Source organism: Chromobacterium sp. FG22 (assembly GCF_057809415.1).
The window spans coordinates 56,477-82,744 of record NZ_JBMDJX010000015.1 but is presented as its reverse complement, the minus strand read 5'-3'; the positions used below and the strand labels follow the sequence as shown (position 1 = coordinate 82,744).

General features: G+C 64.6%; 28 protein-coding genes. 23 read left to right on the top strand and 5 right to left on the bottom strand.

Annotation, left to right across the window (positions count from 1 at the left end; genetic code table 11):
• Positions 1-123: 123 nt before the first annotated feature.
• Positions 124-1,944 carry a translational GTPase TypA gene (gene typA, locus ACODSD_RS15580; protein ID WP_107799121.1) on the top strand — a complete coding sequence of 607 codons (1,821 nt, stop codon included), beginning with the start codon at positions 124-126 and terminating at the stop codon, positions 1,942-1,944.
• 107 nt (positions 1,945-2,051) lie between these two features.
• Here the strand turns inward: typA and ACODSD_RS15575 are convergent, their stop codons facing one another.
• The gene (locus tag ACODSD_RS15575) at positions 2,052-3,089 is read right to left on the bottom strand and encodes an NAD(P)H-dependent flavin oxidoreductase (protein ID WP_488877737.1); all 1,038 of its coding nucleotides are present in this window, start codon (positions 3,087-3,089) and stop codon (positions 2,052-2,054) included.
• A gap of 115 nt (positions 3,090-3,204) precedes the next feature.
• On the opposite strand from ACODSD_RS15575, the gene ACODSD_RS15570 reads away from it, so the two are divergent.
• The 21 genes from ACODSD_RS15570 to ACODSD_RS15470 all read left to right on the top strand — a co-directional run bounded on the left by ACODSD_RS15570 (position 3,205) and on the right by ACODSD_RS15470 (position 20,607).
• Positions 3,205-3,396, top strand: coding sequence for a hypothetical protein (locus ACODSD_RS15570; protein ID WP_107799119.1), 192 nt, complete (start codon positions 3,205-3,207; stop codon positions 3,394-3,396).
• A gap of 145 nt (positions 3,397-3,541) precedes the next feature.
• Positions 3,542-4,270 carry a 30S ribosomal protein S2 gene (rpsB, locus tag ACODSD_RS15565; protein ID WP_107799118.1) on the top strand — a complete coding sequence of 243 codons (729 nt, stop codon included), beginning with the start codon at positions 3,542-3,544 and terminating at the stop codon, positions 4,268-4,270.
• A gap of 69 nt (positions 4,271-4,339) precedes the next feature.
• Complete coding sequence (gene tsf / locus ACODSD_RS15560) at positions 4,340-5,206, top strand: translation elongation factor Ts (RefSeq protein ID WP_107799117.1); 867 nt, start codon at positions 4,340-4,342, stop codon at positions 5,204-5,206.
• Between the two features lie 92 nt (positions 5,207-5,298).
• Positions 5,299-6,018, top strand: a complete 720-nt coding sequence (gene pyrH / locus ACODSD_RS15555) for a UMP kinase (protein ID WP_048412252.1) — start codon at positions 5,299-5,301, stop codon at positions 6,016-6,018.
• 76 nt (positions 6,019-6,094) lie between these two features.
• Positions 6,095-6,652: a ribosome recycling factor gene (gene frr, locus ACODSD_RS15550; RefSeq protein WP_107799116.1), complete on the top strand. Its 558-nt coding sequence runs from the start codon at positions 6,095-6,097 to the stop codon at positions 6,650-6,652.
• 79 nt (positions 6,653-6,731) lie between these two features.
• On the top strand, positions 6,732-7,421 hold the full coding sequence (gene uppS, locus ACODSD_RS15545) for a polyprenyl diphosphate synthase (RefSeq protein ID WP_233246784.1): 690 nt from the start codon (positions 6,732-6,734) through the stop codon (positions 7,419-7,421).
• Positions 7,422-7,424: 3 nt separating this feature from the next.
• Positions 7,425-8,231, top strand: coding sequence for a phosphatidate cytidylyltransferase (locus tag ACODSD_RS15540; RefSeq protein ID WP_107799114.1), 807 nt, complete (start codon positions 7,425-7,427; stop codon positions 8,229-8,231).
• Positions 8,232-8,246: 15 nt separating this feature from the next.
• A complete protein-coding gene (gene ispC, locus ACODSD_RS15535; RefSeq protein WP_488877736.1) occupies positions 8,247-9,431 on the top strand; it encodes a 1-deoxy-D-xylulose-5-phosphate reductoisomerase in 1,185 nt (394 codons plus the stop codon).
• Positions 9,425-10,768 (top strand): RIP metalloprotease RseP, encoded by a 1,344-nt coding sequence (gene rseP, locus ACODSD_RS15530; RefSeq protein WP_107799112.1) that lies wholly within the window; start codon positions 9,425-9,427, stop codon positions 10,766-10,768. Before ispC ends, rseP begins: the two co-directional genes overlap by 7 nt.
• Before the next feature lie 9 nt (positions 10,769-10,777).
• On the top strand, positions 10,778-13,066 hold the full coding sequence (gene bamA, locus ACODSD_RS15525) for an outer membrane protein assembly factor BamA (protein WP_488877735.1): 2,289 nt from the start codon (positions 10,778-10,780) through the stop codon (positions 13,064-13,066).
• An 18-nt stretch (positions 13,067-13,084) separates the two neighbouring features.
• Positions 13,085-13,570 (top strand): OmpH/Skp family outer membrane protein, encoded by a 486-nt coding sequence (locus ACODSD_RS15520; RefSeq protein ID WP_488877734.1) that lies wholly within the window; start codon positions 13,085-13,087, stop codon positions 13,568-13,570.
• Positions 13,571-13,676: 106 nt separating this feature from the next.
• Positions 13,677-14,741 (top strand): UDP-3-O-(3-hydroxymyristoyl)glucosamine N-acyltransferase, encoded by a 1,065-nt coding sequence (lpxD, locus tag ACODSD_RS15515; RefSeq protein ID WP_488877733.1) that lies wholly within the window; start codon positions 13,677-13,679, stop codon positions 14,739-14,741.
• Complete coding sequence (gene fabZ, locus ACODSD_RS15510; RefSeq protein ID WP_019100286.1) at positions 14,734-15,186, top strand: 3-hydroxyacyl-ACP dehydratase FabZ; 453 nt, start codon at positions 14,734-14,736, stop codon at positions 15,184-15,186. The genes lpxD and fabZ overlap by 8 nt, the downstream gene beginning before the upstream one ends.
• A gap of 2 nt (positions 15,187-15,188) precedes the next feature.
• Positions 15,189-15,965: an acyl-ACP--UDP-N-acetylglucosamine O-acyltransferase gene (lpxA, locus tag ACODSD_RS15505; RefSeq protein ID WP_253315391.1), complete on the top strand. Its 777-nt coding sequence runs from the start codon at positions 15,189-15,191 to the stop codon at positions 15,963-15,965.
• Between the two features lie 5 nt (positions 15,966-15,970).
• Positions 15,971-17,143: a lipid-A-disaccharide synthase gene (lpxB, locus tag ACODSD_RS15500; RefSeq protein WP_107799108.1), complete on the top strand. Its 1,173-nt coding sequence runs from the start codon at positions 15,971-15,973 to the stop codon at positions 17,141-17,143.
• The gene (gene rnhB / locus ACODSD_RS15495; RefSeq protein ID WP_107799107.1) at positions 17,140-17,742 is read left to right on the top strand and encodes a ribonuclease HII; all 603 of its coding nucleotides are present in this window, start codon (positions 17,140-17,142) and stop codon (positions 17,740-17,742) included. Before lpxB ends, rnhB begins: the two co-directional genes overlap by 4 nt.
• Positions 17,739-18,230, top strand: a complete 492-nt coding sequence (locus tag ACODSD_RS15490) for a DNA-deoxyinosine glycosylase (protein ID WP_227103861.1) — start codon at positions 17,739-17,741, stop codon at positions 18,228-18,230. Before rnhB ends, ACODSD_RS15490 begins: the two co-directional genes overlap by 4 nt.
• Before the next feature lie 55 nt (positions 18,231-18,285).
• Entirely contained in the window at positions 18,286-18,498 is a 213-nt protein-coding gene (locus ACODSD_RS15485) for a hypothetical protein (protein WP_166453119.1), read from the top strand.
• 83 nt (positions 18,499-18,581) lie between these two features.
• Complete coding sequence (mobB, locus tag ACODSD_RS15480) at positions 18,582-19,088, top strand: molybdopterin-guanine dinucleotide biosynthesis protein B (RefSeq protein WP_227103859.1); 507 nt, start codon at positions 18,582-18,584, stop codon at positions 19,086-19,088.
• Positions 19,075-20,268 (top strand): molybdopterin molybdotransferase MoeA, encoded by a 1,194-nt coding sequence (locus ACODSD_RS15475; protein WP_488877732.1) that lies wholly within the window; start codon positions 19,075-19,077, stop codon positions 20,266-20,268. The genes mobB and ACODSD_RS15475 overlap by 14 nt, the downstream gene beginning before the upstream one ends.
• Before the next feature lie 3 nt (positions 20,269-20,271).
• Positions 20,272-20,607 (top strand): 2Fe-2S iron-sulfur cluster-binding protein, encoded by a 336-nt coding sequence (locus ACODSD_RS15470; RefSeq protein ID WP_107799103.1) that lies wholly within the window; start codon positions 20,272-20,274, stop codon positions 20,605-20,607.
• A gap of 49 nt (positions 20,608-20,656) precedes the next feature.
• Here the strand turns inward: ACODSD_RS15470 and ACODSD_RS15465 are convergent, their stop codons facing one another.
• The 3 genes from ACODSD_RS15465 to dsbD all read right to left on the bottom strand — a co-directional run bounded on the left by ACODSD_RS15465 (position 20,657) and on the right by dsbD (position 24,266).
• Positions 20,657-21,280 (bottom strand): LysE family translocator, encoded by a 624-nt coding sequence (locus ACODSD_RS15465; RefSeq protein ID WP_107799102.1) that lies wholly within the window; start codon positions 21,278-21,280, stop codon positions 20,657-20,659.
• A gap of 28 nt (positions 21,281-21,308) precedes the next feature.
• A complete protein-coding gene (locus tag ACODSD_RS15460; RefSeq protein ID WP_235089204.1) occupies positions 21,309-22,421 on the bottom strand; it encodes an AI-2E family transporter in 1,113 nt (370 codons plus the stop codon).
• 90 nt (positions 22,422-22,511) lie between these two features.
• Positions 22,512-24,266, bottom strand: coding sequence for a protein-disulfide reductase DsbD (gene dsbD, locus ACODSD_RS15455; RefSeq protein WP_256477518.1), 1,755 nt, complete (start codon positions 24,264-24,266; stop codon positions 22,512-22,514).
• 250 nt (positions 24,267-24,516) lie between these two features.
• Here dsbD and ACODSD_RS15450 point away from each other — a divergent pair, with 250 nt between their 5' ends.
• Positions 24,517-25,299 carry an alpha/beta fold hydrolase gene (locus tag ACODSD_RS15450; RefSeq protein ID WP_107799099.1) on the top strand — a complete coding sequence of 261 codons (783 nt, stop codon included), beginning with the start codon at positions 24,517-24,519 and terminating at the stop codon, positions 25,297-25,299.
• A 96-nt stretch (positions 25,300-25,395) separates the two neighbouring features.
• Here the strand turns inward: ACODSD_RS15450 and ACODSD_RS15445 are convergent, their stop codons facing one another.
• A complete protein-coding gene (locus ACODSD_RS15445) occupies positions 25,396-26,220 on the bottom strand; it encodes a hypothetical protein (RefSeq protein ID WP_488877731.1) in 825 nt (274 codons plus the stop codon).
• Between the last annotated feature and the right edge of the window lie 48 nt (positions 26,221-26,268).

Genomic DNA, 26,268 nt, shown 5'->3' with positions numbered 1-26,268 from the left:
GAAGTCGGTTTGCCGCGCAGTGTACGCAAAAGCCCAGCGCTTGTCGCCCGCTGGAATTTTTGGTATGGACAGTTTTTTGTGCTATTATCCAGCGATTTTTCTGTATCCATCCTCCTTCCTAAAATGACCCGACAAATTCGCAATATCGCCATCATCGCCCACGTCGACCATGGCAAGACCACGCTTGTAGACCAATTGCTGCGCCAATCCGGCACCTTCCGCGAGAACCAGCAAGTGGACGAGCGTGTAATGGACAGCAACGATCTTGAAAAAGAACGCGGCATTACCATTCTGGCCAAGAACACCGCCATCGAATACGAAGGCGTGCACATCAATATCGTCGACACTCCGGGACACGCCGACTTCGGCGGCGAAGTTGAGCGCGTGTTGGGCATGGTGGACGGCGTGCTGCTGCTGGTGGACGCCGTAGAAGGCCCGATGCCGCAAACCCGTTTCGTTACCAAGAAAGCGCTGGCGCTGGGTCTGCGCCCGATCGTGGTGATCAACAAGGTGGACCGTCCGGGCGCGCGTCCGGACTGGGTGGTGGATCAGACTTTCGACCTGTTCGACAAGCTGGGCGCGACTGACGAACAGCTGGACTTCCCTATCATCTACGCTTCCGGCCTGAACGGCTTCGCCAAGCTGGAGCTGGAGGAAGAGTCCGACAATATGCGCCCGCTGTTCGACACCGTGCTCAAGCACGTGCCGACCCCGCCGGGCAGCGCCGACGCGCCGCTGCAGCTGCAGATTTCCGCGCTGGATTACTCCACCTACACCGGCCGCCTGGGCGTGGGCCGCGTGCTGAACGGCCGCATCAAGCCGGGTCAGCAAGTGGTGGTGATGAACCACGACGATCAAGTGGCCACGGGCCGCATCAACCAGGTGCTGGGTTACCAGGGTCTGGACCGCGTGCCGGTTGAAGAAGCCGAAGCGGGCGACATCATCATCATCTCCGGCCTGGAAGACATCGGCATCGGCGTGACCATCTGCGACAAGGAGCAGCCGGTAGGCCTGCCCATGCTGTCCGTGGACGAGCCGACGCTGACCATGGACTTCATGGTGAACTCCTCGCCGCTGGCCGGCACCGAGGGCAAGTTCGTGACCTCGCGTCAAATCCGCGACCGTCTGACCAAGGAACTGCTGACCAATGTGGCGCTGCGCGTGGAAGACACCGGCGACTCCGACGTATTCCGCGTGTCCGGTCGCGGTGAATTGCACCTGACCATTCTGCTGGAAAACATGCGTCGCGAAGGCTTTGAAATGGCCGTGGCCAAGCCGCGCGTGGTGTTCAAGGAAATCGACGGCCAGAAGAGCGAGCCGTACGAGAACCTGACCATCGACCTGGAAGACGATCACCAGGGCGGCGTGATGGAAGAGATCGGTCGTCGCCGCGGCGAACTGACCAATATGGAATCCGACGGCAACGGCCGCACCCGCCTGGAATACCATATTCCGGCGCGCGGTCTGATCGGCTTCCAGTCCGACTTCATGACCATGACCCGCGGCACCGGCCTGATGAGCCACGTGTTCGACGACTACGCGCCGGTCAAGCCGGACATGCCGGGCCGTCACAACGGCGTGCTGATCTCGCAAGAGAATGGCGAAGCGGTGGCTTACGCGCTGTGGAAGCTGGAAGACCGCGGCCGCATGTTCGTGGCTCCGGGCGAGAAGCTGTACGAAGGCATGATCATCGGCATTCACAGCCGCGACAACGACCTGGTGGTGAACCCGGTCAAGGGCAAGCAGCTGACCAACGTGCGCGCCTCCGGCACCGACGAAGCCGTGCGTCTGACCACGCCGATCAAGCTGACGCTGGAATCCGCCGTTGAATTCATCGACGACGACGAGCTGGTGGAAATCACGCCGAAGTCCATCCGCATCCGCAAGCGTTACCTGAACGAATCGGATCGTCGCAAGATGGCCAAGGCCAACGCCGCGTCCTGATCGACGCCGGTCTGGCAAAAACCGCCGTACCCTTGATGGGGCGGCGGTTTTTTTTATGTCTTGGAGTGTGTGCTCGCCGTGCGGCGCTTCATGAGGTGAGCGAGGTCTTAGTCGCTTAAGGCGTTCAGCCGTCGCCGGCAGGCGTCCGCCTCGGTCAGTATGCGTTCGAACAGCTCGGCCACGCTGGGCGCGTCGTCGATCAGGCCCTGGGCCTGGCCGATCAGCTGCACGCCCTTGTCGAGGTCGCCGTCCTCTATCGCCAGGCGGATGGACTCGGTGGCGGCGCCGAATTGCGCCAGCTGGCGCAGCGCTTGCGGCTGGCTCAGCAGGCCGCCCAGCACCACTTTGGCGATGGGCATGTCCAGCTTGCGCGCGGCGGCGCTGGCGCGCCAGGCGGCGGCGAGTAAGCTTAGCGGCTTGCGCGTGGCCTGGCGGGCGGCCGGGGTGTCCATCACCCGGCACCACAGGCCGTCGAAATTCTTGGAATACAAGGTGTCGGCCACGCCGCGCTGACGGATCATCTCCTTGGTGTGCTGGTGCACCGGGCTTTCCCGGCTCATCGCCAGTCGCGTGCCCATGGCCACGGCGTCGGCGCCCAGCGCCAGCGCGGCGATCAGGCCCCGGCCGTCGGCAAAGCCGCCTGCGGCGATGATGGGCAGCTCGCTGGCCTTGCGGATGGCCGGAATCAGCGTCAGCGAGGTGACGGCGCCGCCATGGGCGGCGGCCTCGTGGCCGGTGACCAGCAGGGCGTCGGCGCCGGACGCCTGCGCCGAGCGCGCGTGCTTCTCCGTCACCACGGTGGCGATGACCTTGCCGCCGTAGGCGTGGGCGCGTTCAATCAGCCAATCCCCCTTGCCCAGGGAAAAATTGATTACCGGCACGCGTTCTTCCAGCGCGACCATGGCGTTTTCCTTGGCGCCGGGCATCATCAGCGTGCAGCCGACGCCGAAGGGGGCGTCGCTCAGCTCGCGCACGCGGCGTATCGCTTGTCGCGTCAGCTCCGGCGTCAGCGGGCCGGTGGCGAGTATGCCCAGGCCGCCGGCGTTGCCGACGGCGGCCACCAGTTCCGGGGTGGCGATATAGCTCATGCCGGGGCAGATCAGCGGGCGCTGGATGCCGAGCAGGCGGGTGATGGCGGTTTGCATGGGGCGGGGCTCGCTTTACAATGTCTGTCGGTCTGGGGTTGGCGGGCGCAGCGGGTTTGACCCGGCGCTGTCATTGTTGTCGGCTTTGCCGGAAAATTCAAACGATTGTTTAAATATGTTGCTGATCGTGTTGCTGGGCTGGCTCTATGTGGTGCTGATGCTGGCGGTGGCGCAGCACAGCGTGCTGGCTTCGCTGTCCACCGTGTTCTTTCTGGGCGTGCTGCCCACCTTCTTTGTGGCGCGGATGACGCGGCGCAAGCTGCGCCGTCAGCGGGAAAAAGCCCGCGAGGCGCGCGAGGAGGCTTGAGCGCTCCGCCGTCCGGTGTTAGAATCCCGCGTCCCTTGCCATCCTGGCGGGGGAAAATCATCTATTACGCACATCCGCGCCAAAGGGTGCCTCGCTTCGAGGTTGTCTGCGCGGATGGAGGCTTAACCCTTTAAGGAGTTTTTGCATGTCCACCAACGTTACCATGCGTCAAATGCTTGAGGCCGGCGTTCACTTCGGCCACCAAACCCGCTTCTGGAACCCGAAGATGGCCAAGTACATCTTCGGCAGCCGCAACAAGATTCACATCATCAACCTGGAAAAGACTCTGCCGCTGTTCGTAGAAGCCCAGGACTATGTGCGTCGTCTGGCCGCCAACAAAGGTTCCATCATGTTCGTGGGCACCAAGCGTCAGGCTCGTGAGATCGTACGTGAAGAAGCTGCCCGTTGCGGCATGCCGTTTGTTGACCACCGCTGGCTGGGCGGCATGCTGACCAACTACAAGACCGTGAAGCAGTCGATCAAGCGTCTTGAAGAGAAGCGCGCCATCCTGGAATCCGCTGGCGATACCGGTTACAACAAGAAAGAACTGCTGGACCTGCAACGCGAAGTCGACAAGCTGGAGCGTTCGCTGGGCGGCATCAAGGATATGAAGGGCCTGCCGGACGCCATCTTCGTTATCGACACTGGTTACCAGAAGGGCACCATCGTCGAAGCCAAGAAACTGGGTATCCCGGTTATCGGCGTTGTTGACACCAACAACACCCCGGACGGCATCGATTACGTGATCCCGGGCAACGACGACTCCAGCCGCGCCATCCGCCTGTACGCTCGCGGCATGGCCGACGCGGTGCTGGAAGGCCGCGCCCAGTCTCTGCACGAGATCGTGGCTGCTGAATCGGCTCAAGCCGAGTAAGCAGACGAAAAGGGGCGTAAGCCCCTTTTTTTAGACCCACGTAATCAAAATCATTCAGGAGTACGAAGTATGGCGGACATTACCGCAAAAATGGTTTCGGATCTGCGCGCGGCCACCGGCCTCGGCATGATGGAATGCAAAAAAGCCCTGGTGGAAGCCGAAGGCGACGCCGCCAAGGCTGAAGAAATTCTGCGCATCAAGTCCGGCAACAAGGCTTCCAAGATGGCTGGCCGCGTGGCTGCCGAAGGCATCATCGGTTCCTTCGTTGAAGGCGGCGTTGGCGCCCTGGTGGAAGTCAACTGTGAAACCGACTTCGTTGCCAAGGACCCGACCTTCCTGGCCCTGGCCGCCGCCGCCGCCAAGGCTGTGGTCGTAGCCAACCCGGCCGACGTGGAAGCGCTGTCCGCCGTGGAAATCGACGGCCAGTCCGTTGAAGACATCCGCAAGGCCGCCATCGCCAAGCTGGGCGAGAACATGACCATCCGTCGTTTCGTTCGCTACCAGACCGAAGGCGCGATCGCCACCTATCTGCACGGCGCCAAGATCGGCGTGATCGTCGACTTCGCCGGCGAAGAGCAAGTGGGCAAGGACGTGGCCATGCACATCGCCGCTTCCAAGCCGATCTGCGTGTCCAAGGATCAGGTTTCCGCCGACATCCTGGAGCAAGAGCGCAAGATCTACACCGCTCAGGCCGCCGAATCCGGCAAGCCGGCCGACATCGTCGCCAAGATGGTTGAAGGCCGCGTCAACAAGTTCCTGGCCGAAGTGACCCTGATGGGCCAGCCCTTCGTCAAGAACCCGGACCAGACCGTGGAAAAACTGTTGGCCGAGAAGAAAGCCTCGGTCAAGGCGTTCGCCATGTTCGTAGTGGGCGAAGGCATTGAGAAGAAAGTAGTAGACTACGCCGCTGAAGTGGCTGCAGCCGCCAAGCTGTAAGCGCCCAGTCGCGAGACGTATTGACGGCACCCTGCCTGCAGGGTGCCGTTTTGCAAACTGAAAACCGAATATCCAGCCAAACCGAGGTTACCATGAGCCAAGTTCCTGCCTATAAACGCATCCTGCTGAAACTTTCAGGCGAGGCCCTGATGGGCGATGACAGCTATGGCATCAACCGTGCCACGATCGAGCAGATCGTTGGTCAGATCAAGGAAGTCGTGGAGCTTGGCGTGGAAGTGGGCGTGGTGATCGGCGGCGGCAACATCTTCCGCGGCGTCGCGCCGGCGGCCGCGGGCATGGATCGCGCCACCGCGGACTACATGGGCATGATGGCCACGGTGATGAACGCGCTGGCGTTGAAGGACGCGATGACCAAGGCTGGGTTGATCGCGCGCGTGCAGTCGGCGCTGACCATGCAGCAGATCGCCGAGCCCTATGTGCGCGGCAAGGCGATGCAATACCTGGAAGAGGGCAAGGTGGTGATCTTCGCCGCCGGCACCGGCAACCCCTTCTTCACCACGGACACCGCCGCGGCGCTGCGCGGCATGGAAATGAACGTGGACATCATGCTGAAAGCCACCAAGGTGGACGGCGTGTACACCGACGATCCGAAAAAGAACCCGGACGCGATACGTTACCAGACCCTGACCTTCGACGAGGCGATCTCGCGCAACCTGAAAGTGATGGACGCCACCGCCTTCGCGCTGTGCCGCGACCAGAACCTGAACATCAAGGTGTTCAGCATCTTCAAGAGCGGCGCGCTGACCCGGGTCGTGCTTGGCGAAGACGAAGGCACGCTGGTACACTGCTGAGTTTGAAAATTGCTGAAGGCGAAAGCGGCAATGGCCGTTTTCGCCTTGTCTTTTTAAGTTTCGATTTGGAGTGGACATGATTAACGACATCAAGAAATCGGCCGAGCAGAAAATGCAGAAGTCGCTGGACGCGTTCAAGACCGACCTGAGCAAGGTGCGCACCGGTCGCGCCCATACCGGCATTCTTGATCATGTCATGGTGGATTACTATGGCAGCGACGTGCCCATCAGCCAGGTGGCCAACGTCACCCTGGTGGACGCGCGCACTATCGGCGTGCAACCCTGGGAAAAGCCGATGCTGGCCAAGATCGAAAAAGCGATCCGCGACTCCGACCTGGGCCTGAACCCGGCCTCCATGGGCGAGATCATCCGCGTGCCGATGCCGATGCTGACCGAAGAGCGCCGCAAGGATCTCATCAAGGTGGTGCGCGGCGAGGCCGAGGGCGCGCGCGTGGCCGTGCGCAATATCCGCCGCGACGCCAACAACGAATTCAAGAACCTGCTTAAAGACAAGGCCATTACCGAGGACGACGAGCGTCGCGGCCAGGATGAGATCCAGAAGCTGACCGACAAGTACACCGTCGAAATCGACAAGGCCCTGGCCGCCAAGGAAGCCGACCTGATGGCCGTCTAAGGAGCGCCGTACCTTGTTTGCAAGCTCTACCAAGGATGTGCCGGAGGTGCGTTCCGTGCCTCGGCATATCGCCATCATCATGGATGGCAACGGCCGCTGGGCCAAAAAGCGTTTTCTGCCGCGGGTGGCCGGCCACAAGCGGGGCCTGGACACCGTGCGCGAGATCGTCGGAGCCTGCAAGGAACTGGGCGTCGAATGCCTGACCCTGTTCGCCTTCTCCACCGAGAATTGGCGGCGTCCGCAGGAGGAAGTGTCCTTTCTGATGGACCTGTTCATCCGCGCGCTCGAGCACGAGGTCAGCAAGCTGCACAGCAATAATATCCGCTTGCGGGTATTGGGTTCGCGCGAGCGTTTCAGCGCGGACTTGCAGGAACGCATCCTGCGCGCCGAGGAAAAGACCGCCGGCAACGACGGTCTGGCCTTGAACATCGCCGCCGACTACGGCGGCCGCTGGGACATCCTCAACGCGGTCAACGGCCTGATTGCCGAGGGCGCCACCCATATCGAGGAGGAGGCGCTGAGCCAGCGCCTGTCGATGCCGTGGGCGCCGGAGCCGGATTTGTTCATCCGCACCGGCGGCGAACAGCGCATCAGCAACTTCCTGCTGTGGCAGCTGGCTTATTCCGAGCTCTACTTCACCGAGACGCTGTGGCCGGACTTCGACCGCGCGGCGCTGGAAACCGCCATTGATTCATACCAATGCCGCGAGCGCCGCTTCGGACGCACCAGCGAGCAACTGCCCGAGCATCTGCGTCGGGACGGGCGTTAAGCCATGCTGCTGACACGCGTTCTGACGGCTCTGGTCTTGCTGCCCCTGATGTTGGCGGCGCTGTTTCTGTTCCCGGCCGAGGCCTGGGCGGGCTTCTCCTGGCTGATCGTCGTTTTGGCCATGTGGGAGTTCAGCCGGATGGCCGGCATGACCGGCGCCGGCAAATGGCTGTATCTGGCGGCGAGCAGCGGCCTGGCCGCGGCCGCCTGGTTCGGCCATTACCGGTTGGGCCCGCTTGAGCACGTTCTGACGCTGGGTTTCTGGCTGCTGCTGGTGCCGTGCTGGCTGGCCAAGCGCTGGCGCATCCCCCCGGGCCCGTTGGCCTGGCTGCTGGGCTGGCTGCTGATGCTGCCGGCCTGGTTCGCCTTCCTGGAGTGGCGGCCGCAGCCTGGCGCGGCGGACGCCTTCGCCCTGCTGGCGGTGATGGGCCTGGTGTGGGTGGCGGACATCGCCGCCTACTTTTCCGGCAAGGCTTTCGGCCGGCGCAAGCTGGCGCCGTCCATCAGCCCGGGCAAGAGCTGGGAGGGCGTCTACGGCGGCGTGATCTGCGTGGCGCTGTACGTGGCGCTGGTGGACCATCTGGGCTGGATAGACACCGGCTTGCCGGTGTGGGCGCTGCTGTTGCTGGCCTTGCCGCTGACCGCGGTCAGCGTGATGGGCGATCTGCTGGAATCCTGGTTCAAGCGCGCGTCGGGCATCAAGGACAGCAGCCGCTTGCTGCCCGGCCACGGCGGCGTGTACGACCGCATCGACAGTCTTATCGCCGTCCTCGCCGTCAGCAACGCGCTGCGCGTTCTGGGCGGCATGTAACCGCAGGAAACTCAAATGACGAAACCGCAAGGGATTGTCGTTCTCGGCGCCACCGGCAGCGTGGGCGTCAATACGCTGGACGTGGTGGCGCGCCACCCCGAGCGTTACCGGGTGGTGGCGCTGACCGGCAACCGCCAGGTGGATCGCCTGTTCCAACAGGCTTTGCAATTCCGGCCTGCCTACGTGGTGACCGGCGACGCCGCGTCCGCCGACGCTCTGCGCGGCCGGCTGGCCGAGGCGGGGGTGAACGCCGAGGTGCTGCACGGCCCGGCCGCGCTGGTCCAGGTGGCGGCCTTGCCGGAGGCCGAGGTGGTGATGGCCGCCATCGTCGGCGCCGCCGGTCTGCCGTCCGCCATGGCGGCGGCGCGCGCCGGCAAGCGCATCTTGCTGGCCAACAAGGAATCCCTGGTGGTGGCCGGCCGTCTGTTCATGGACGCGGCGCGCCGCCACGGCGCGACCCTGCTGCCGGTGGACAGCGAGCACAGCGCCATCTTTCAATCGCTGCCCCACGACTACGCCGGCAATCTGGACGCCGCCGGCATCCGCAAAATCATTCTCACCGCTTCCGGCGGCCCCTTCCGTCAGTCTTCGGCCGAAGACTTGCTGCGCGTGACCCCGGACGACGCCTGCCGCCACCCCAATTGGGTGATGGGGCGCAAGATTTCCGTCGATTCCGCCTCGCTGATGAACAAGGGCTTGGAGGTGATCGAGGCGCACTGGCTGTTCTCCGCGCCGCCGGAGCGCATCGACGTGGTGGTGCATCCGCAAAGCGTGATTCATTCCATGGTGCAGTATCGCGATGGTTCGGTGATGGCCCAGCTGGGTTCGCCGGACATGCGCACGCCCATCGCCTGCGCGCTGGCCTGGCCGGAGCGCATCGAGGCGGGCGTGGGTTCGCTGGACTTTTTCTCGCTGTCCAACCTCACTTTCGAAGCGCCGGACCCGGAGCGCTTCCCCTGTCTGAAGCTGGCTTTCGACGTGCTGCGCCTGGGCGGCGACGCGCCGGCGGTGCTGAACGCGGCCAACGAGGTGGCGGTGGACGCCTTCCTGCATGGGCGGCTGCGTTTCGTCGACATCCCCGCCGTGGTGTCCGCCGCGCTGGACGGCGTCAGCCTGGCCGGCAGCGGCTCGGTCGAGGCCTTGCTGGCCAAGGATGAGGAAGCGCGCGCCTTCGCGCTGCAGCGGGTGGCCGCATGCTGACCCTGCTCGCCTTCCTGGTGGCCATCGGCGTGCTGGTGACCTTCCACGAACTGGGCCACTACTGGGTGGCCCGCTGGTGCGGCGTTAAGGTGCTGCGGTTTTCCATCGGCTTCGGCAAGCCGCTGTGGACTTACTGGCGCAAGGGCACCGAGTGGGTGATCTGTCCGATTCCGCTGGGCGGCTATGTGCGCATGCTGGACGAGCGCGAAGGCCCGGTGACGGAAGAACTGCGCCCGCAGGCCTTCAATAATCAGCATGTGTTGAAGCGCATCGCCATCGTCGCCGCCGGCCCGCTGGCCAATCTCTTGCTGGCGGTGCTGCTGTACTGGGTGGTGATGGGCCAGGGCGTGACCCAGGTCAAGCCTCTGGTTGGCACGGTGGTGGCGCAGACGCCGGCCGCGGCGGCCGGCTTCGCGCCCGGCGACCGCATCCTGAGCGTGGCCGGCCAGCCGGTGGCCAACTGGCAGCAGATTCGTCTCGCCCTGGTGGAGGCGGCGATGTCGCCGGACGCCACCGTGGTGCAGGTGGAAACCGCGGCCGGCGCCAAGGCCGATCGCCGCATCGACCCCGCCCGCTTCGGCGACAAGGCGGTGACTGCGATGCAACAGGGCAACACCGGCCTGACGCCGGGGCGTTTCCTGCCGGTGATAGGCGCGCTGGAGGAGGGCGGCGCCGCGCAAAGCGCCGGCCTCAAGCCGGGCGACAAGCTGCTGGCGCTCAACGGCCAGGCGCTGAACAGCTGGGAAGGCTGGGTGGCGCAGGTGCGCAACAGCCCGGGGCGCGATCTGGACGTGAAAGTCCAGCGCGGCGCGGAGACGCTGAACATCAAAGTGCGGCCGCAGGCGCACCAGCAGGACGGCGAAGTGGTGGGGCGCATCGGCGCCGCGCCGCAGCCGGACGCCGGCTGGGGTCGTCAGTTGCTGTACACCGAACACTATTCCGCGGCGCAGGCGGGTTTGGCCGCCTTGGCCAAGACCTGGGACACCAGCTGGATGAGCGTCAAGTTCATGGGACGCATGCTGATGGGCCAGGCCTCGCTGGATAATCTGTCCGGCCCGCTGACCATCGCCAACGTCGCCGGCCAGACCGCGCGCGAGGGCCTGACGCCTTATCTGGAGTTCCTGGCGCTGATCAGCATCAGCATAGGCGTGCTGAATCTGCTGCCGATTCCAGTTCTGGATGGCGGGCACTTAATGTATTATGTCGCGGAGTTGATCAGAGGCCGCCCCGTCAGTGAGCGGGCGCAATTGTTCGGACAAAAAATTGGCTTCATCTTGCTGGCGTCTTTGATGGCGTTCGCTTTGCTGAATGATTTCAGCCGCCTATTTGGGGGTTAAAACCGATCTATGAAATTGAAATTGCTTGCAGCAGCCGTACTGGGCCTGACTTCGGCCTCCATGGCCTGGGCTGCTGATCCTTTTGTCATCAAAGACATTCGCGTTGAAGGCTTGCAGCGCACCGAGCCCGGCACCGTATTCAACTATCTGCCGGTCAAGGTGGGCGACACCTTCAATGACCAGAAAGCCAACGAGGCGATCAAGGCCCTGTTCGCCACCGGCTTCTTCAACGATGTGCGCATCGAATCGCGCGACAGCGTGGTGATCGTGGCCGTGGCCGAGCGCCCGGTGGTCAGCCAGCTCAACATCAACGGCGCCAAGGAGTTCAGTAAGGACCAGCTGAAAAAGGCCTTGAAGGACAACGGCTTCGCCGAATCGCTGATCTTCGATCAGGCGCTGCTGGACGGCGCGGTGCAGGAACTCAAGCGCCAGTATTACAGCCGCGGCAAGTACTCGGTGGAAGTGACCCCGTCGGTGACCAAGCTGGAACGCAACCGCGTGGCGGTGACGCTGGACATCAACGAGGGCGTGACCGCGCGCATCAAGGAAATCCGCATTGTCGGCGCCAGCGCCTTCAAGCAGTCCGACCTGGTGGACCAGTTCAGCCTGACCACCGGCGGCTGGCTGTCCTGGGTGACCAAGGACGACCAGTACTCCAAGCAGAAACTGACCGGCGATCTGGAAAAGCTCAAGGCCTTCTATCAGAACCAGGGCTATCTGGAATTCAACATCGACTCCACCCAGGTGTCGATCAGCGCCGACAAGCAGGATATGTTCCTGACGGTGAATATTCACGAAGGCAAGAAATTCACCATCTCCGACATCAAGCTGGCCGGCGACCTCAAAGTGCCGGAAGCCGATCTGCGCAAGCTGATCCAGGCCAAGGCCGGGGACACTTTCAACAATGAAAGAATCACCGAGTCGGTCAAGTCGCTGAGCGACCGCCTGGGCCAGGCCGGCTACGCCTTCGCCAACGTCAACGTGCTGCCCGACATCGACCACGACAAACAGACCGTGGCCTTCACCTTCTTCGTGGATCCGGGCCGCAAGACCTATGTGCGCCGCGTCAACATCGCCGGCAACACCAAGACCCGCGATGAAGTGATCCGCCGCGAACTGCGCCAGCTGGAAGGCGCGCCTTACGGCGCCGACAAGATCAAGCGCAGCAAGGAGCGCGTGGAGCTGCTGGGTTATTTCGAGGACGTCAACATCGAAACCCCGGCCGTGCCGGACGCCGCCGACCAGGTGGACATGAACATCAGCCTGAAGGAGCGCTCCACGGGCAGCGTGTCCGCCGGCATCGGCTTCGTGCAGGGCGAGGGCGTGCAATTGTCCGCCAACCTGTCGCAGAGCAATATCTTCGGCTCCGGCAAGTATATGTCGCTGGGCCTGTCCACCGGCAAGGTGAACAAGAACCTGTCACTGTCCTTCACCGATCCGTACTTCACGCCGGACGGCGTCAGCCTGGGCTACGACCTGTACAACCGCGTCTACAACCCGGACGCCACCAATATTTCCGCGTACAAGACCAGCACCATCGGCGGCGCGGTGCGCTTCGGAGTGCCGGTGACCGAGTACGACCGCATCAACTTCAGCATCGGCGCGGAAAACACCAAGATCAGCACCTACAACAACAGTCCGCAGCGTTACAAGGACTTCGTCAACCAGTACGGCGCCAGCAACAACACGCTGCTGGGCACCATCAGCTGGGGCCGCGACACCCGCGACAGCGCGCTGTGGCCGACTCGCGGCGCGGTGATCAAGGTGGGCGCGGACGCCGGCCTGCCGGGCGGCGATCTGCAGTACTACCGCCTGACCCATCAGCAGACCTGGTTCTTCCCGCTGACCAAGACCTTCACGCTGATGCTGAACGGCGAGCTGGGCTATGCCGACGGCTACGGCAAGACTTCGCGTCTGCCGTTCTTCCAGAACTTCTACATGGGCGGTCTGGGCTCGGTGCGCGGTTACGACACCAGCAGTATCGGCCCGCGCGACACCAACGGCGACTACCTGGGCGGTACCCGCAAGGCGGTGGCCAACGCTGAAGTGCTGTTCCCCTTCCCGGGAATGAAGGACAATAAGTCGGTGCGCACCAGCCTGTTCTTCGACGCCGGCACCTTGTGGGATCCGTCGGTGGCCGGCAGTTCCGCCGGCGACGGCATGCGCTACTCCGCAGGCGTGGCGTTGACCTGGCTGTCTCCGATCGGACCGATGAAATTCAGTATCGCCAATCCGCTGAAGAAGAAGGACAACGACAAAGTCCAGCGCTTCCAATTCCAGCTGGGTACCGTGTTCTAAAATTGACGGGGTTGTTATATGAAAGCATTGCAATGGGCGGCCGTGCTCTTATCCATGGCCGCCATGTCGGCCCAGGCGGCCGATCTCAAAATGGGCTATGTCAACACCGAGCGCATCTATCGCGAAGCGGCGCCGGCGATCGCCATCCAGAAACGTCTGGACAAGGAGTTTGGCGAGCGGCGCAACGAGCTGAAGAAGATGGAGGCGCGTGCCAAGGAGCTGGAGTCCCAACTGGCCAAGAGCAGCCTGAACTCCGACGACCGCAAGCGCTACGAGCGTGAATACGCGGCCTTGGACCGGGATTACCGGGCCAAGGGCCGCGAGCTGTCCGAGGACTTCAACCAGCGCCGCAACGAGGAGTTCGCTTCGGTGCAGGAGCGGGCCAATCGCGCGCTCAAGCAGCTGGCCGAGCGCGAACAGTACGACCTGATCCTGCAAGACGTGGTGTATGTGAACCCCAAGTACGACCTGACGCCCAAGGTTCTGAAAGAACTGGACCGCTGAAGGCAGGGCGGGGCGGCGCAAGGGCCGTTCCGAATGCGCGCGGCCATGGCCGCGCGCCAACTCACATTACGGGAGCAAGCCGACCCCAGGTCGGCTTTCGTTTTTGATGGCTTATACCCTCTCATTCATTACCGGGCAGCTGGGCGGCGAACTGGCCGGCTCGGACCTGACGGTGGGCCGCCTGGCGCCGCTGGAAGCGGCCGCGGCCGGCGACATCGCCTTTCTGGCCAATCCCAAGTATCGCAAGCAGCTGGACGACAGCGCCGCCAGCGCGGTGATCGTCGCGCCCAAGATGGCGGAAGAGCTGGCGCAGACCGAGGTCTGGAAGCAGCGCTCCTGGATCGTCGCCGCGGACCCTTATCTCTACTTCGCGCGGCTGGCCGCGCTATTCCACCCGCAGCCGCTGGCCCGCGCCGGCGTGCATCCCAGCGCGGTGCTGGGCGAGGGCGCGCGGGTGGCGGCCAGCGCGGAGGTGCGCGAGCACGTCAGCATCGGCCGCAACGCGGTCATCGGCGAGCGCTGCCGGCTGATGCCGGGCGTGGTGGTGGGCGACGACTGCGTGCTGGGCGACGATGTGGTGCTCTATCCCAACGTCACGCTTTATCACGGCTGCGTGCTGGGCCACCGCGTCGGCGTGCACTCCGGCAGCGTGATCGGCGCCGACGGCTTCGGTCTGGCCTGGGATAAGGACCACTGGTTCAAAATTCCGCAAACCGGCCGCGTCATCATTGAGGACGATGTGGAAATCGGCGCAAACACCACGGTGGACCGCGGCGCGATGGCGGACACCGTGATCCGCAAGGGCGCCAAGGTGGATAATCTGGTGCAGATCGCCCATAACGTGCAGATCGGCGAGCATTCCGCCATCGCCGGTTGTGTCGGCATCGCCGGCAGCGCCAAGATCGGCGCTTATTGCACCGTGGGCGGCGCGGCGATGTTCGTCGGCCACATCGAGATTACGGACAAAACCCATATCGGCGGCGGCACCCTGGTGTCGAAGTCGATCAAGACGCCGGGCACCTACGCCTCGTCTTACCCCTTGCAACCTATGAAAGAGTGGCTGGCCAACGCCGTGCACGTCCGTCATCTGGACGATATGGCCAAGCGGCTCAAGCAGCTCGAGCGCGAGCTCAAAGAAATGAAGAATCAGGAGGAATCCCCCAATGTCTGAACACGCCGTCACCATCGATGTCCGCGAGATCATGCGCTATCTGCCGCATCGCTATCCTTTCCTGCTGGTGGACCGTGTCACCGAGTTCGAGGAAAACAAGCGCATCAAGGCGCTGAAGAACGTCACCATCAACGAGCCGTTCTTCGTCGGCCACTTCGAGCAATACCCGGTGATGCCGGGCGTGCTGATCATCGAGGCGATGGCCCAGGCCGCCGGCATCCTGGCCATCCGCAGCCAGGGCGAGCGCGCCGAGAACGAGCTGTATTTCTTCGTCGGCATCGACAACGCCCGCTTCAAGCGCCAAGTGGTGCCGGGCGACCAGCTGACCTTCGAAGTGGAACTGATCACCAGCAAGCGCGGCATCGGCAAGTATTCCGCCCGCGCGCTGGTGGACGGCCAACTGGCTTGCGAAGCCGAAATCATGTGCGCCAAGCGCGAGGTGTGATCATGGCCATCCATCCAACCGCCATCGTCGACCCCAAGGCTCAGATCGCCGACGACGTGGAAATCGGCCCTTACACCATTATCGGCCCCAACGTCAGCATCGGCAGCGGCAGCTGGGTGGGCCCTCACGTGGTGATCGAGGGTCACACCGCCATCGGCAAGAACAATCGCATCTTCCAGTTCTGTTCGCTGGGCGCCCAGCCACAGGACAAGAAGTACGCCGGCGAGCCGACCCGTCTGGAAATCGGCGATAACAACACCATTCGCGAATTCTGCACCTTCAACACCGGCACCGCCCAGGACGCGGGCGTGACCCGCGTCGGCAACGACAACTGGGTGATGGCCTATGTGCACGTCGCGCATGACTGCCAGGTGGGCAATAACGTGATCCTGGCCAACAACGCCACGCTGGCCGGCCACGTGCAGCTGGGCGACTGGGTGATTCTGGGCGGCTTCACCAGCGTGCACCAGTTCGCCATCATCGGCGAGCACGCGATGACCGCCTTCGCCAGCGCCGTGGCCCAGGACGTGCCGCCGTTCGTGATGGCGCACGGCAACCGCGCGGTGCCCTCCGGCATCAATGCCGAAGGCATGAAGCGCCGCGGCTTCAGCGCCGAGCAGATCCGCCGCGTGAGGGGCGCCTACAAGACGCTGTACCGTCAGGGCCTGTCGTTTGAGGACGCCAAGGCCGCCATCCTGGAGGAAGCCGCCGCCGGCCACGATGAACTGGCTCCGTTCACCCGCTTCTTTGGCCAGTCCGCCAGAGGCATCATTCGCTGAGATCCATGCCCGACACTTTGTTTAAAAGCAAGCGGGCACTGAAGGTCGCCATGGTGGCTGGGGAAGCCTCTGGCGACCTTCTTGCCGCCCACCTGATGGACGCGCTGCTGGCGCGCTATCCCGACATCGAGTTCGCCGGCATCGGCGGCCCGCGGATGGAGGCCAGAGGCTTTGTCAGCCACGCGCCGCAAAGCCGGCTGGCGGTGATGGGTTACGCCGAGGTGCTCAAGCGCCTGCCGGAACTGCTGCGCATCCGCCGCACCCTGCGCGACCGCCTGATCGCGGAAAAGCCGGACGTTTTCATCGGCATCGACGCGCCGGACTTCAATCTGGACCTGGAGGCCGCGCTCAAGCGCGCCGGCATTCCCACCGTTCACTACGTCAGCCCCTCGGTTTGGGCCTGGCGGCCGGAGCGGGTGCAGAAGATAGGCCGCAGCGTCAGTCACATGCTGTGCCTGTTCCCGATGGAGCCGCCCTTATACCGTCAGGCCGGGGTGCCGGTCACCTATGTCGGCCACCCGCTGGCCAGCGAGATTCCGCTGCGCCCGGACCAGGGCGCGATGCGCGAGCAGCTGGGGCTGCCGCAGCGCGCGCCGGTGTTCACCCTGATGCCGGGCAGCCGCATCGGCGAACTGGAGCACATGGCGCCGCTGTACATCGAAACCGCCAAGCTGCTGCTGAAAAGCTATCCGGACGCCCAGTTCCTGGTGCCGCTGGCCACCCGCCCCACCATGGAGCTGTTCGACCGCATGTTGAGCCGCTGCAAGGGCTGGGATCTGCCCTTGCGCAAGCTGTTCGGCCACGCGCAGATGGCGATGATCGCCAGCGACGCGGTGCTGGTCACCAGCGGCACCGCCACGCTGGAAGTGGCGTTGACCAAGAAGCCGATGGTGATCAGCTACAAGCTGTCCCCGCTGACTTACCGCCTGGTCAAACGCAAGATCCGTCTGCCCTACGTCGGCCTGCCCAATATCCTGTGCGGCCGCTTCGTGGTGCCGGAACTGCTGCAGAAACAGGCCACGCCGGCCAAGCTGGCGGCGGAGATGCAAAGGCTGTACGAAGATCAGGACGCGCGCCGCGAGATGGTGCAGACCTTTACCGAGCTGCATCAGTCGCTGCGCCAGGACACCGCCGCGCTGGCCGCGGACGCGGTGTTGCAAGTGGCGGGGCGGCAATGAGCGGGCTGGATCTGGAGCGGATCGCCGGCGTCGACGAAGCCGGCCGCGGTCCGCTGGCCGGCGCGGTGTTCGCCGCCGCGGTGATTCTGGACCCGGCCAAGCCCATCGCCGGCCTGGCCGATTCCAAAGTGCTGAGCGAGGCCCGCCGCGATGAACTGGCGCCGCTGATCAAGCGCGACGCGCTGGCCTGGTGCATCGCCAGCGCCAGCGTCGAGGAAATCGACACGCTCAACATCCTGCACGCCACCATGCTGGCGATGACGCGGGCGGTGCAAGGCCTGCAGCCGCAGGCGACGCGCGCGCTGATCGACGGCAACCGCGTGCCCAAGGGCCTGCCGGTGCCGGGAGAAGCCATCGTCAAGGGCGACGCCAAGGTGGCGGCCATCTCCGCCGCCTCCATCCTGGCCAAGACCGCGCGCGACGCCGAACTGGTGGCGCTGGACGCCCTGCATCCGCAATACGGCTTCGCCCGCCACAAAGGCTACCCCACCGCCGAACATCTGGCCGCGCTGGAGCAGCACGGCGCCTTGCCGGCGCATCGCAAAAGCTTCGGCCCGGTCAAGGCCTGGCTGCTGCGTCAGCAGGGACAGCTGTTTTGAGCGGCGCGGCCGCCAAATCCTGTTTCCCGCCGGTGGCGCGGCCGGACGCCCGCGTCTTGGTGCTGGGCTCCTTGCCCGGCGACGCCTCCTTGCAGGCCGGCCAGTACTACGCTCATCCCCGCAATCAATTCTGGCCGCTGCTGCAGGCGATCACCGGCCGGCCGCTGGTCGAGCTGGCCTACGCCGAACGCCTGAACGCGCTGCAACAGGCCGGCGTGGCCTTGTGGGACGTGATCGCCAGCGCGCGGCGGCGCGGCAGCCTGGACGCCGACATCCGCGATCAGCAGGCCAACGATCTGCGCGAACTGGCGCAAAGCCTGCCGCGGCTGCGAGCGGTCGCCTTCAACGGCGCCACCGCCGCGCGCGCGGCCGGACAGCTGGACGGTCTGGGGCTGGACATCCTGGCCTTGCCTTCTTCCAGCCCGGCGCATACCCTGGCCTTTGACAGAAAACTTGAAGTTTGGCGGCAACTGGGACGATATTTGTAGTTGACGGCGGGACAATGCGTCGGCCGTCGCGATGAAACCACCTGGGGGAGCGAATATGGGCCATTACTGCATATGGTTTGTCACGCCGGACGACAGCGTGATGCGCCGGGCCGAAGTGGTGATCAACGGCGTGATCCATTGCCATCAGGTGCTGGAGGAGATCGAGGCGCAGCTGGCGGTGGACTGCGGCCTGACCCAGGTGATGATCGTGGACTGGAAACGTTTTGAGACGCCGGAACCCGCCAACAAGCTCGCTCACGCGGCTTAGGCGGCTAGCTCTTTGGTAGGAGTCAAGCCTACAGGCGGCCATGCTATCATGGCCGCCTGAATCTTTATGGGGGCGTCGGCGCTATGCATGTATTGGGTTTCGCCGGCTATTCCGGCAGCGGCAAGACCACCTTGCTGGAAAAACTGATTCCCCGTCTGACCGCCCGCGGCCTGCGCGTCGCCGTGGTCAAACATACCCACCACGACGTGGACTGGGACACGCCGGGCAAGGACAGCTGGCGGCATCGCCAGGCCGGCGCCGCGCAAGTGCTGTTGGCCTCGGCCCGCCGCCGCATGCTGGTGGAGGAACTGGCGGACAGCAACGATCTGCCGCTGGCCGCCCACCTGGCCATGCTGGGCCCTTGCGATCTGGTATTGGCCGAAGGCTTCAAGCACGAAGCCATTCCCAAGATAGAAGTGGTCAACAGCGCGCTGGCCGCACCGGCCTTGCATCCTGTCGATCCGCAAGTTCTGGCCGTGGTCGGCGATCTGCCGCAAACGCTGGACCTTCCCTGGTTTCACCGCGACGACGTCGACGCCGTCGCCGCCTTCCTGATTTCACGATTGGATCTGCCCCATGCTGAGCTTTGAACAAGCCCGTGACTGGCTGCTGGAGCGCGCCCAGCCGCTGAGCGCCACCGAACAAGTCGAATTGCTGGCCGCCGCCGGCCGCGTGCTGGCCGAGCCTGTGCTGGCCACGCTGGACGTGCCGCCGCACGACAATAGCGCGATGGACGGCTACGCCTTGCGCGCCGACGAACAAGCGGCGGCGATGCCGGTGTCGCAGCGGGTGCCAGCCGGCAGCGTGCCGCAGGCGCTGGCCGCCGGCAGCGTGGCGCGCATCTTCACCGGCGCGCCCATTCCGCCCGGCGCCGACGCCGTCATCATGCAGGAACAGGCGGAAACCGCCGCCGACGGCACGGTGAGCTTCAGCCAGCCGGCCAGCGCCGGCCAGAACATCCGCCGTCGCGGCGAGGACATCCGCGCCGGCCAGGAAATCCTGCCGGCTGGCAAAGTGCTGAACCCGGCCGACATCGGCCTGGCCGCGTCCATCGGCGTGGAAACGCTGACGGTGCGCCGCCCGCTGCGGGTGGCGGTGTTCTTCACCGGCGACGAACTGGTGGAGCCGGGCCGGCCGCTGGCCGCCGGCCAGATCTACAACTCCAACCGCTACTGGCTGACGCCGGCGCTGATGCGCCTGGGCTGCGAGGTGATCGATCTGGGCATCGTCCGCGATTCCCTGGGCGCCACCCGAGAGGCGCTGCGCGACGCCGCCGACGCCGCCGACGTGATCATGACCTGCGGCGGGGTGTCGGTGGGCGAGGAAGACCACGTCAAGGCCGCGGTGGAGGCCGAGGGCTCGCTGGACCTGTGGAAACTGGCGATCAAGCCGGGCAAGCCGCTGGCTTACGGCAAGGTGGGGCAGGCTGACTTCATCGGCCTGCCGGGCAATCCGGTGTCCGGCTTCGTCACCTTCCAGGTGCTGGCGCGCGCCTTCCTGGAACGGCGCGCCGGCCTGCCGGTCTCGGCGCTGGCGCCGGAAGGCCCGTATCCGGCGGCCTTCGACTGGACCCGGCCGGACGCGCGCCGCAGCGAGTTCATCCGCGTGCGGCGCGTGTGCGTCGACGGCCGCTGGCAGCTGGAACTGTACCCGCAGCAAGGCTCCGGCGTGCTGATGTCCTGCGCCTGGGCCGACGGCCTGGTGCGGCTGGAGCCGGGCCAGGCGGTGGCGCGCGGCGACATGCTGGCCTATCTGCCGCTGGTGCAGTAAGCCGTGCCCACCATCCGCTTCGTCGATGACAAGGGCGCGCTGCTCGGCGAGCAGCAGGCCATGCCCGGAGACAATCTGCTGGACCTGGCGCGGCTGGCGGACGTGCCCCTGCATTGGCGTTGCGGCCAGGGCACTTGCGGCACCTGCAAGGTGAGGCTGGCGACGCCGGAGGCGGAGCAGCGGCCCAGCCGCAAGGAACGCAATGTGCTGCTGCGCGCCGGCGCCATAGACGCTGCCCAGGCCGCCAGCGAATGCTGGACCGAGGCGCGGCCTTGGCGGCTGGCTTGCCACCTGCATCTGAGCGAGGACGATTGGGAAGTGGAGTGTCCGGCGTTTTGAGCGCCAACAAAAAGGGCCCGTAGGGGCCCTTGTTTATGGCATTGGGCGCTCAAGCGCTCCTGCGGTACAGCGCGATCGACCCCGCCAAGGCCAACAAGGCGCCGCCGCTGATGCGGTTCAGCCACTTCACGCCGTTTTCCCGCCACAGTTGCAGAGACTTCGCGCCCAGCAGCGCGTAGCCGCTCATCGCCAGCACGTCTATCGCCACGATCACGGCGGCCAAGGCCAGGTACTGGGGCAACTGGGCTTCGGCCGGCGAGACGAACTGAGGCAATAGCGCGGACATGAAGAAATAATACTTGGGGTTGCCCATGGCCACGGAAAAACTCTTGGCGACGGCGGCCCAGCGCGAAGGCTGGCGCGCGGCGTCTCGGATCAAGGCCGGCCCGCCTTTGGCGCGTAGCATCTGCAGGCCGACATAGGCGAGAAAGGCCACGCCCAGCCATTTGACGATCTGAAATAGCGTTTCGGACGCCGCCAACAGCGCGCCGAAACCCAGACCCACCAACAGCACCAGCAGCAAGTCGGCCAAGACCGCGCCCAGCATGCCGTACAGCGCGTAGCGCAGGCCGAAGCGGGAACCGTTGCTCAGCGCGAGCAACACCGTCGGCCCCGGGGTGAGAATGCCGACGGACATGATGAAGGCGAAGGCGAGCAGGGTGGCGAAAGTCATGAACAAGTCTCCGTCCGGTATCGATCTCTTAATCCGCGGTCTGCCGCTCGCCGCGCGCTTCGGCCTCGCCGGCCTTGGGATCCGGACATTCCGGGCGCAGCCAGTGGCGCAGCATGGTCAGGGCCACCGCCAGCAGGGTGGGGCCGATGAACAGGCCTATCACCCCCCAGGCGATCAGGCCGCCGATCACGCCCAGGAAGATCAGCGACAGCGGCATCTGCGCGCCCTGGCTGATCAGCAAGGGCTTCAGGATGTTGTCTATGGTGTTGATCAGCAAAAAGCCCCAGACCAGCAGAAAGATGCCCAGGCCGGTGTTGCCGATGTAAAACACCCAGGCGGCGGCCGGCAGCCAGACGATCAGCGTCGGCATCTGCGCCACCGCGACGATGAAGCAAAGGAAGCCCAGCACCAGCGCGCCGGGCACGCCGGCGATCAAGAGGCCGATCACGCACAGAATGGTCTGCGCCAGCGCGGTGCCCACCACCCCGGTGGTGACGCTGCGTATGGTGCGGGCGATCACGTCCGGCAGTTCGCCGGCCGGCGCGCCGCCCAGCTTGATCACGATCAGCTCCACCATGTCCCACAGCCGGTCGCCGTTGATCAACAGCAGGCCGGACACGATGATGGCCAGCACGATCTCCAGCAGGCTCAGGCTGAGATTGGCGCCGCCGGACAACAGCCACAGCGCGCCCTGGTTCACCGCCGGGCGGATTTTTTCGAAGAAGCCGGGCAAGTCGGCCTGCACGCTGCCCCACAGCTTTTGCAGGCTTTCGCCCACCACCGGGATATTGGCCAGCCAGGCCGGCGCGTTGGGCAGGGTCAGCTGGGTCAGATCATGGGTGAGGCCGGACAGATGGGGCAGGGTGTCCGCCAAGGTCAGCGCCATCAGGCCGATGGGAATGGCCAGCGCCAGCGCCAGCGCCAACACGATGAGCAGGGCGGCCAGCTTGTGGCGCTCCCCCAGTTTTTGCCGCAGCCGGCAATGCAGCGGCCAGGCGGAAATGGCGATGATGGAGGCCCAGGTCAGGGCGCCGAGAAAGGGTTGGATCACGCGCAGGCAAGACATCACCAGCAGGGCGATGATGGCGATCTGGAACACGGCCAGAATGCTGACATTGGAGAACGCTTTATTGATGGCCATGGGGCTCTCGGAAAATGAAAACGGGCCGATCGGAAGATCGGCCCGCTGATTCTGCAATGCAATGGGCGTGAATGCAATTGGCGCTTGCGGCTATTGCGGATTCGCAGCCGCCAAGGTCTTGGCGAAGGCTTCCGCCGGGGTGAAGCCGATCACGCGGTCCGCCTCCTGGCCCAGCTTGTCGAACAGGATGATGCCCGGCGGGCCGAACAGGCCGAAGCGCTTGAGCAGCGCCTGGTGCTCGGCGTTGTTGGCGGTCACGTCGGCCTTGGCCAGCACATAGCCCTGCATCTGGCGGCTGACCGCGGCGTCCGGGAAGGTTTCCGCCTCCATCTCCTTGCAGGACACGCACCAGTCGGCGTAGAAGTCCAGCAGCAGCGGCTTGCCTTCCGTCTTGGCCCTGGCCAGCAGCGCGTCCAGCTGAGCGCTGTTCGCCACCGGCTGGAACACGGCGGCGGCCTTGGCTTCCGCCTGGCCCTGGCCCAGCCAGCGCAAGGGGTAGCGCGGGTTGTCGGCGCCGGCCAGCAGGCCGGCCAATTGGGCCGCGCCTATCAGCAGCAGCGCCACGCCGGCGGCCTTGCCCAGCCGCCGCGGCGCGCCGGCGTTGCCGGGCAGCGCTTCCAGCGCGCCCAGGGACACCGCGCTGCCTATCAGCAGCAAGGCCCACAGCAGCATCACCAGCGCGCCCGGCAGGAAGGGCGTGGCCAGCCAGATGGCCAGGCCCAGCATCACCACGCCGAAGCAGGCCTTGACGGTTTTCATCCAGCCGCCGGCGCGCGGCAGCACCTGGCCGCCGAAGGTGCCGATCAGGATCAGCGGCAGGCCCAGGCCCAGCGCCATCGCGTACAGCGCGGCCCCGCCCAGCGCGGCGTCGCCGGTGCTGCCGATATAGCCCAGCGCCAGCGCCAGCGGCGGCGCGACGCAGGGGCCGATGATCAGCGCGGACAGCGCGCCCATGATGAACACGGTGGCGAACTTGCCGCCGGACATCCGGTTGGAGGTGTCGGCCAGCCGCGACTGCAGCGCCGACGGCAGCTGGATGGTGAACAGATCGAACATGGACAGCGCGAACACCACCATCAGCGCGCTGGCGCTCAGCACCACCGCCGGCTGTTGCAGCCACACGGTCAGCAGCGCGCCGGTGAGGCCGGCGACCACGCCGACCAGGGTATAGGTCAGCGCCAGGCCTTGCACATAGGTGAAGGACAACAGGAAACCGCGGCGGCGGGTCAGCGTTGCGCCCTGGCCGGCAATCAATGAGGAAACGATGGGCAGCAGCGGATACATGCAGGCGGTGAAGGCCATGCCTATGCCCGCCAGCAGAAAGGTGCCCAATGTGGTCAGCCAACCCTGGGCTGCCAGCTCATTGTTGCCGGCCGAGGACTTTCCCTGCGGGGAGGCCTCCGACAGCCATTCGCCCAGCTTGCCGCCGGCGGCCGGCGTGCCGCCCACCTTGAGCTTGTGGGTGTAGGGCGGGTAGCACACGCCGGCGTCGGCGCAGCCTTGCAGTTTGACCTGCAGTTCGAATTCGGCCGGCGCATTGGGCTGCAGGGGCACGGTCACCACGTTCTTGCCGATGAACACGGTCTGCTTGCCGAAGTACTGGTCGTTCTTTTCCTTGCCGGCGGGGAATTGCGGCGCGCCCACCAGATTGGCCGGCTGGCTGCTGATCTGGGTGCGGTCGCGGTACAGGTAGTAGCCGGGGGCCACGTCCAGCGTCAGCTGAAGCTGGTCGCCGGCGCGCTCAACCTTGGCGGCGAAGGCTTGTTCGGCCGGCAGCAAGTCGTCCTGGTTGACGGCGTGCGCGGGCAGGCTCAAGCCCAGGCAGGCCAGCGTGACCGCGAGCAAGCCCACGATCCGGGATGAGAGTAGCGATAAGTTGATTGGCACGGGATGACTCTATGGTTTATGGTCGTTAGCGTTTGAATGACCGGCGCGCGAAGGCTTGGTTCCATGGCGGCCGGGCGGGGTGCGGAAGGCGGCGGACTTGGTCGCGGCCGCGTCTTGCTATGCGAAAACAATATGCATTAAATTCAAATAACGGGCAAACGGTAAGATAGAATATTTATATAAAAACTAGGGCGCAACACCAGACATCATGCGAGAAACGATTCACTTTGCTCATGCCAACAGTTTCCCGGCCTCGGTTTACCGCAAATTCCTGGACGCGCTGGGCGAGCGCTGCCAGGTGGGCTTCCTCGACGCCATCGGCCACGATCCGGCCTATCCGGTCACCGACTGCTGGCCGCATCTGGTGGAGGAAACCATCGCCCACATCGAAAGCCACTATCAGGGCCCTATCGTCGGCGTCGGCCATTCTCTGGGCGGCTTCCTGATGTTCTACGCCGCCTTGCGCCGGCCGGAGCTGTTCAAGCGCATCGTGATCCTGGATTCGCCGCTGATGGGGCCGTTCCGCTCGCGCGGCATCTGGCTGGCCAAGAAGCTGGGCTTCATCGATCGCATCACCCCGGGCGGCAACACCCTGAAGCGGCGCGACAACTGGGCGTCGGTGGCCATGGTTCACGACTACTTCGCCCGCAAGTCCATGTTCGCCCGCTTCGATCCGGACTGCCTGGCCGACTACGCCGAGCACGGCACGGTGGACGACGGCCAGGGCGGACGCAAGCTTAAATTCCGTCCGCGGATCGAACATGACATCTATTGTTCGCTGCCGCATGATTTTCCGCGTTATCGCGGCCAATTGAAAGTGCCGGCGGCTTTTATCGCCGGCGTCGGCTCCGATGTGTTGAAACCGGCGGACCTGCGCTTCATGCGCAAGCACTTCAATATCCAGGTGCAGATGCAGCAGGGCAGCCATCTGTTTCCGCTGGAACGGCCGGTGGAAACGGCGCGGCGCATCCTGGATCTGCTGGAGGCCTGAGCGGGGATTCGGCGGCGCAAAAAACGGAAGCCCGGGGGCTTCCGTTTTGACTGCGGCTTGCGTTTGAGCGGCGAAGCGCCGCCGCTTCCAGGCGGGCTAGATGGGGCGGATCTCTTGCGGGTAGAGCAGGGCGATATGGGCTCTGCCTTCGGAGCGATCGGTCAAGAACAGCTGGGCCAACAACAGATGCTGTTCCGGCAGGGAGTTCAGGTCGGTCTTGATCTTGTCGAACAGCTCGGCCTTGTAGGTGGCTTGGTCGCGGCCACCGGCTTTGCTGGAATAGGTTTTCAGCGCCCAAGCATGGCCGACATGGGCCAGCTCGGGGTTGCTCAGTCCCAGTTTGTTATAAATGACGCCTTTGGCGTCCGAGCCGTCCTCGTCGGAGTAAGCGAGCAGGGAGAAGCTAGGGCCGCTGAAATTCAGGGCGGAATTCAGCTTGTCGGCCACGTTTTCGATATAGGGCTCGAAGTAGCAGGTGTATAGCCAGGCAGGCAGCGGGATGGGCGGCTTGATGACGGGCAGTTTGATGTGGGTGGTGGGATAGAACAGGGTGATGGTGGCCTTGCCGCCCTTGCTGTCCGACAGCAAGAGCTTGGCGCCGAAAGCCTCGGCTGGCGACAAGCTGTTCAGTTTGTTGCGAATCTTGTCGAATAATTCTGTATTGTAGGCGGCCTGATCGTCGCCTTTGGGCTTGGCCTCGATATAGAGTTTCTGCCAGCCGGCATTGTTCTTCTGGATATTGCCCTGGTTGGCCGGCGCATAAAACACCACGCCCTTGGCCGGATTTTCTTTCTCGTCGGCCACGGCGGCGATAATGTGATGATTGGCCCGCGACAGTTCATCGGTGCGCTGCCTGATCTTCTCCAGCAGCTCATCAATATCATTCTTAAACTCGGCAATATAATCCCAATAGTTCGACATTGAATGACTCCATTGCGGTTGAATGGCGCGGCGGCGTCGCGCTCTGAA

Excerpts from the sequence above, each read along its gene's own strand:
- ACODSD_RS15475 (WP_488877732.1), top strand. The coding sequence starts at position 19,075 with ATGCTGAGCTTTGAACAAGCCCGTGACTGGCTGCTGGAGCGCGCCCAG.
- ACODSD_RS15520 (WP_488877734.1), top strand. The coding sequence starts at position 13,085 with ATGAAAGCATTGCAATGGGCGGCCGTGCTCTTATCCATGGCCGCCATG.
- lpxA (WP_253315391.1), top strand. The coding sequence starts at position 15,189 with ATGGCCATCCATCCAACCGCCATCGTCGACCCCAAGGCTCAGATCGCC.
- ACODSD_RS15445 (WP_488877731.1), bottom strand. The coding sequence starts at position 26,220 with ATGTCGAACTATTGGGATTATATTGCCGAGTTTAAGAATGATATTGAT.
- ACODSD_RS15540 (WP_107799114.1), top strand. The coding sequence starts at position 7,425 with ATGCTGCTGACACGCGTTCTGACGGCTCTGGTCTTGCTGCCCCTGATG.
- ACODSD_RS15450 (WP_107799099.1), top strand. The coding sequence starts at position 24,517 with ATGCGAGAAACGATTCACTTTGCTCATGCCAACAGTTTCCCGGCCTCG.
- ACODSD_RS15575 (WP_488877737.1), bottom strand. The coding sequence starts at position 3,089 with ATGCAAACCGCCATCACCCGCCTGCTCGGCATCCAGCGCCCGCTGATC.
- fabZ (WP_019100286.1), top strand. The coding sequence starts at position 14,734 with ATGTCTGAACACGCCGTCACCATCGATGTCCGCGAGATCATGCGCTAT.
- pyrH (WP_048412252.1), top strand. The coding sequence starts at position 5,299 with ATGAGCCAAGTTCCTGCCTATAAACGCATCCTGCTGAAACTTTCAGGC.
- rseP (WP_107799112.1), top strand. The coding sequence starts at position 9,425 with ATGCTGACCCTGCTCGCCTTCCTGGTGGCCATCGGCGTGCTGGTGACC.
- ACODSD_RS15485 (WP_166453119.1), top strand. The coding sequence starts at position 18,286 with ATGGGCCATTACTGCATATGGTTTGTCACGCCGGACGACAGCGTGATG.
- rnhB (WP_107799107.1), top strand. The coding sequence starts at position 17,140 with ATGAGCGGGCTGGATCTGGAGCGGATCGCCGGCGTCGACGAAGCCGGC.
- typA (WP_107799121.1), top strand. The coding sequence starts at position 124 with ATGACCCGACAAATTCGCAATATCGCCATCATCGCCCACGTCGACCAT.
- bamA (WP_488877735.1), top strand. The coding sequence starts at position 10,778 with ATGAAATTGAAATTGCTTGCAGCAGCCGTACTGGGCCTGACTTCGGCC.
- mobB (WP_227103859.1), top strand. The coding sequence starts at position 18,582 with ATGCATGTATTGGGTTTCGCCGGCTATTCCGGCAGCGGCAAGACCACC.
- frr (WP_107799116.1), top strand. The coding sequence starts at position 6,095 with ATGATTAACGACATCAAGAAATCGGCCGAGCAGAAAATGCAGAAGTCG.
- rpsB (WP_107799118.1), top strand. The coding sequence starts at position 3,542 with ATGTCCACCAACGTTACCATGCGTCAAATGCTTGAGGCCGGCGTTCAC.
- uppS (WP_233246784.1), top strand. The coding sequence starts at position 6,732 with ATGGATGGCAACGGCCGCTGGGCCAAAAAGCGTTTTCTGCCGCGGGTG.
- lpxD (WP_488877733.1), top strand. The coding sequence starts at position 13,677 with ATGGCTTATACCCTCTCATTCATTACCGGGCAGCTGGGCGGCGAACTG.
- lpxB (WP_107799108.1), top strand. The coding sequence starts at position 15,971 with ATGCCCGACACTTTGTTTAAAAGCAAGCGGGCACTGAAGGTCGCCATG.
- ACODSD_RS15460 (WP_235089204.1), bottom strand. The coding sequence starts at position 22,421 with ATGGCCATCAATAAAGCGTTCTCCAATGTCAGCATTCTGGCCGTGTTC.
- ispC (WP_488877736.1), top strand. The coding sequence starts at position 8,247 with ATGACGAAACCGCAAGGGATTGTCGTTCTCGGCGCCACCGGCAGCGTG.
- ACODSD_RS15465 (WP_107799102.1), bottom strand. The coding sequence starts at position 21,280 with ATGACTTTCGCCACCCTGCTCGCCTTCGCCTTCATCATGTCCGTCGGC.
- ACODSD_RS15570 (WP_107799119.1), top strand. The coding sequence starts at position 3,205 with ATGTTGCTGATCGTGTTGCTGGGCTGGCTCTATGTGGTGCTGATGCTG.
- tsf (WP_107799117.1), top strand. The coding sequence starts at position 4,340 with ATGGCGGACATTACCGCAAAAATGGTTTCGGATCTGCGCGCGGCCACC.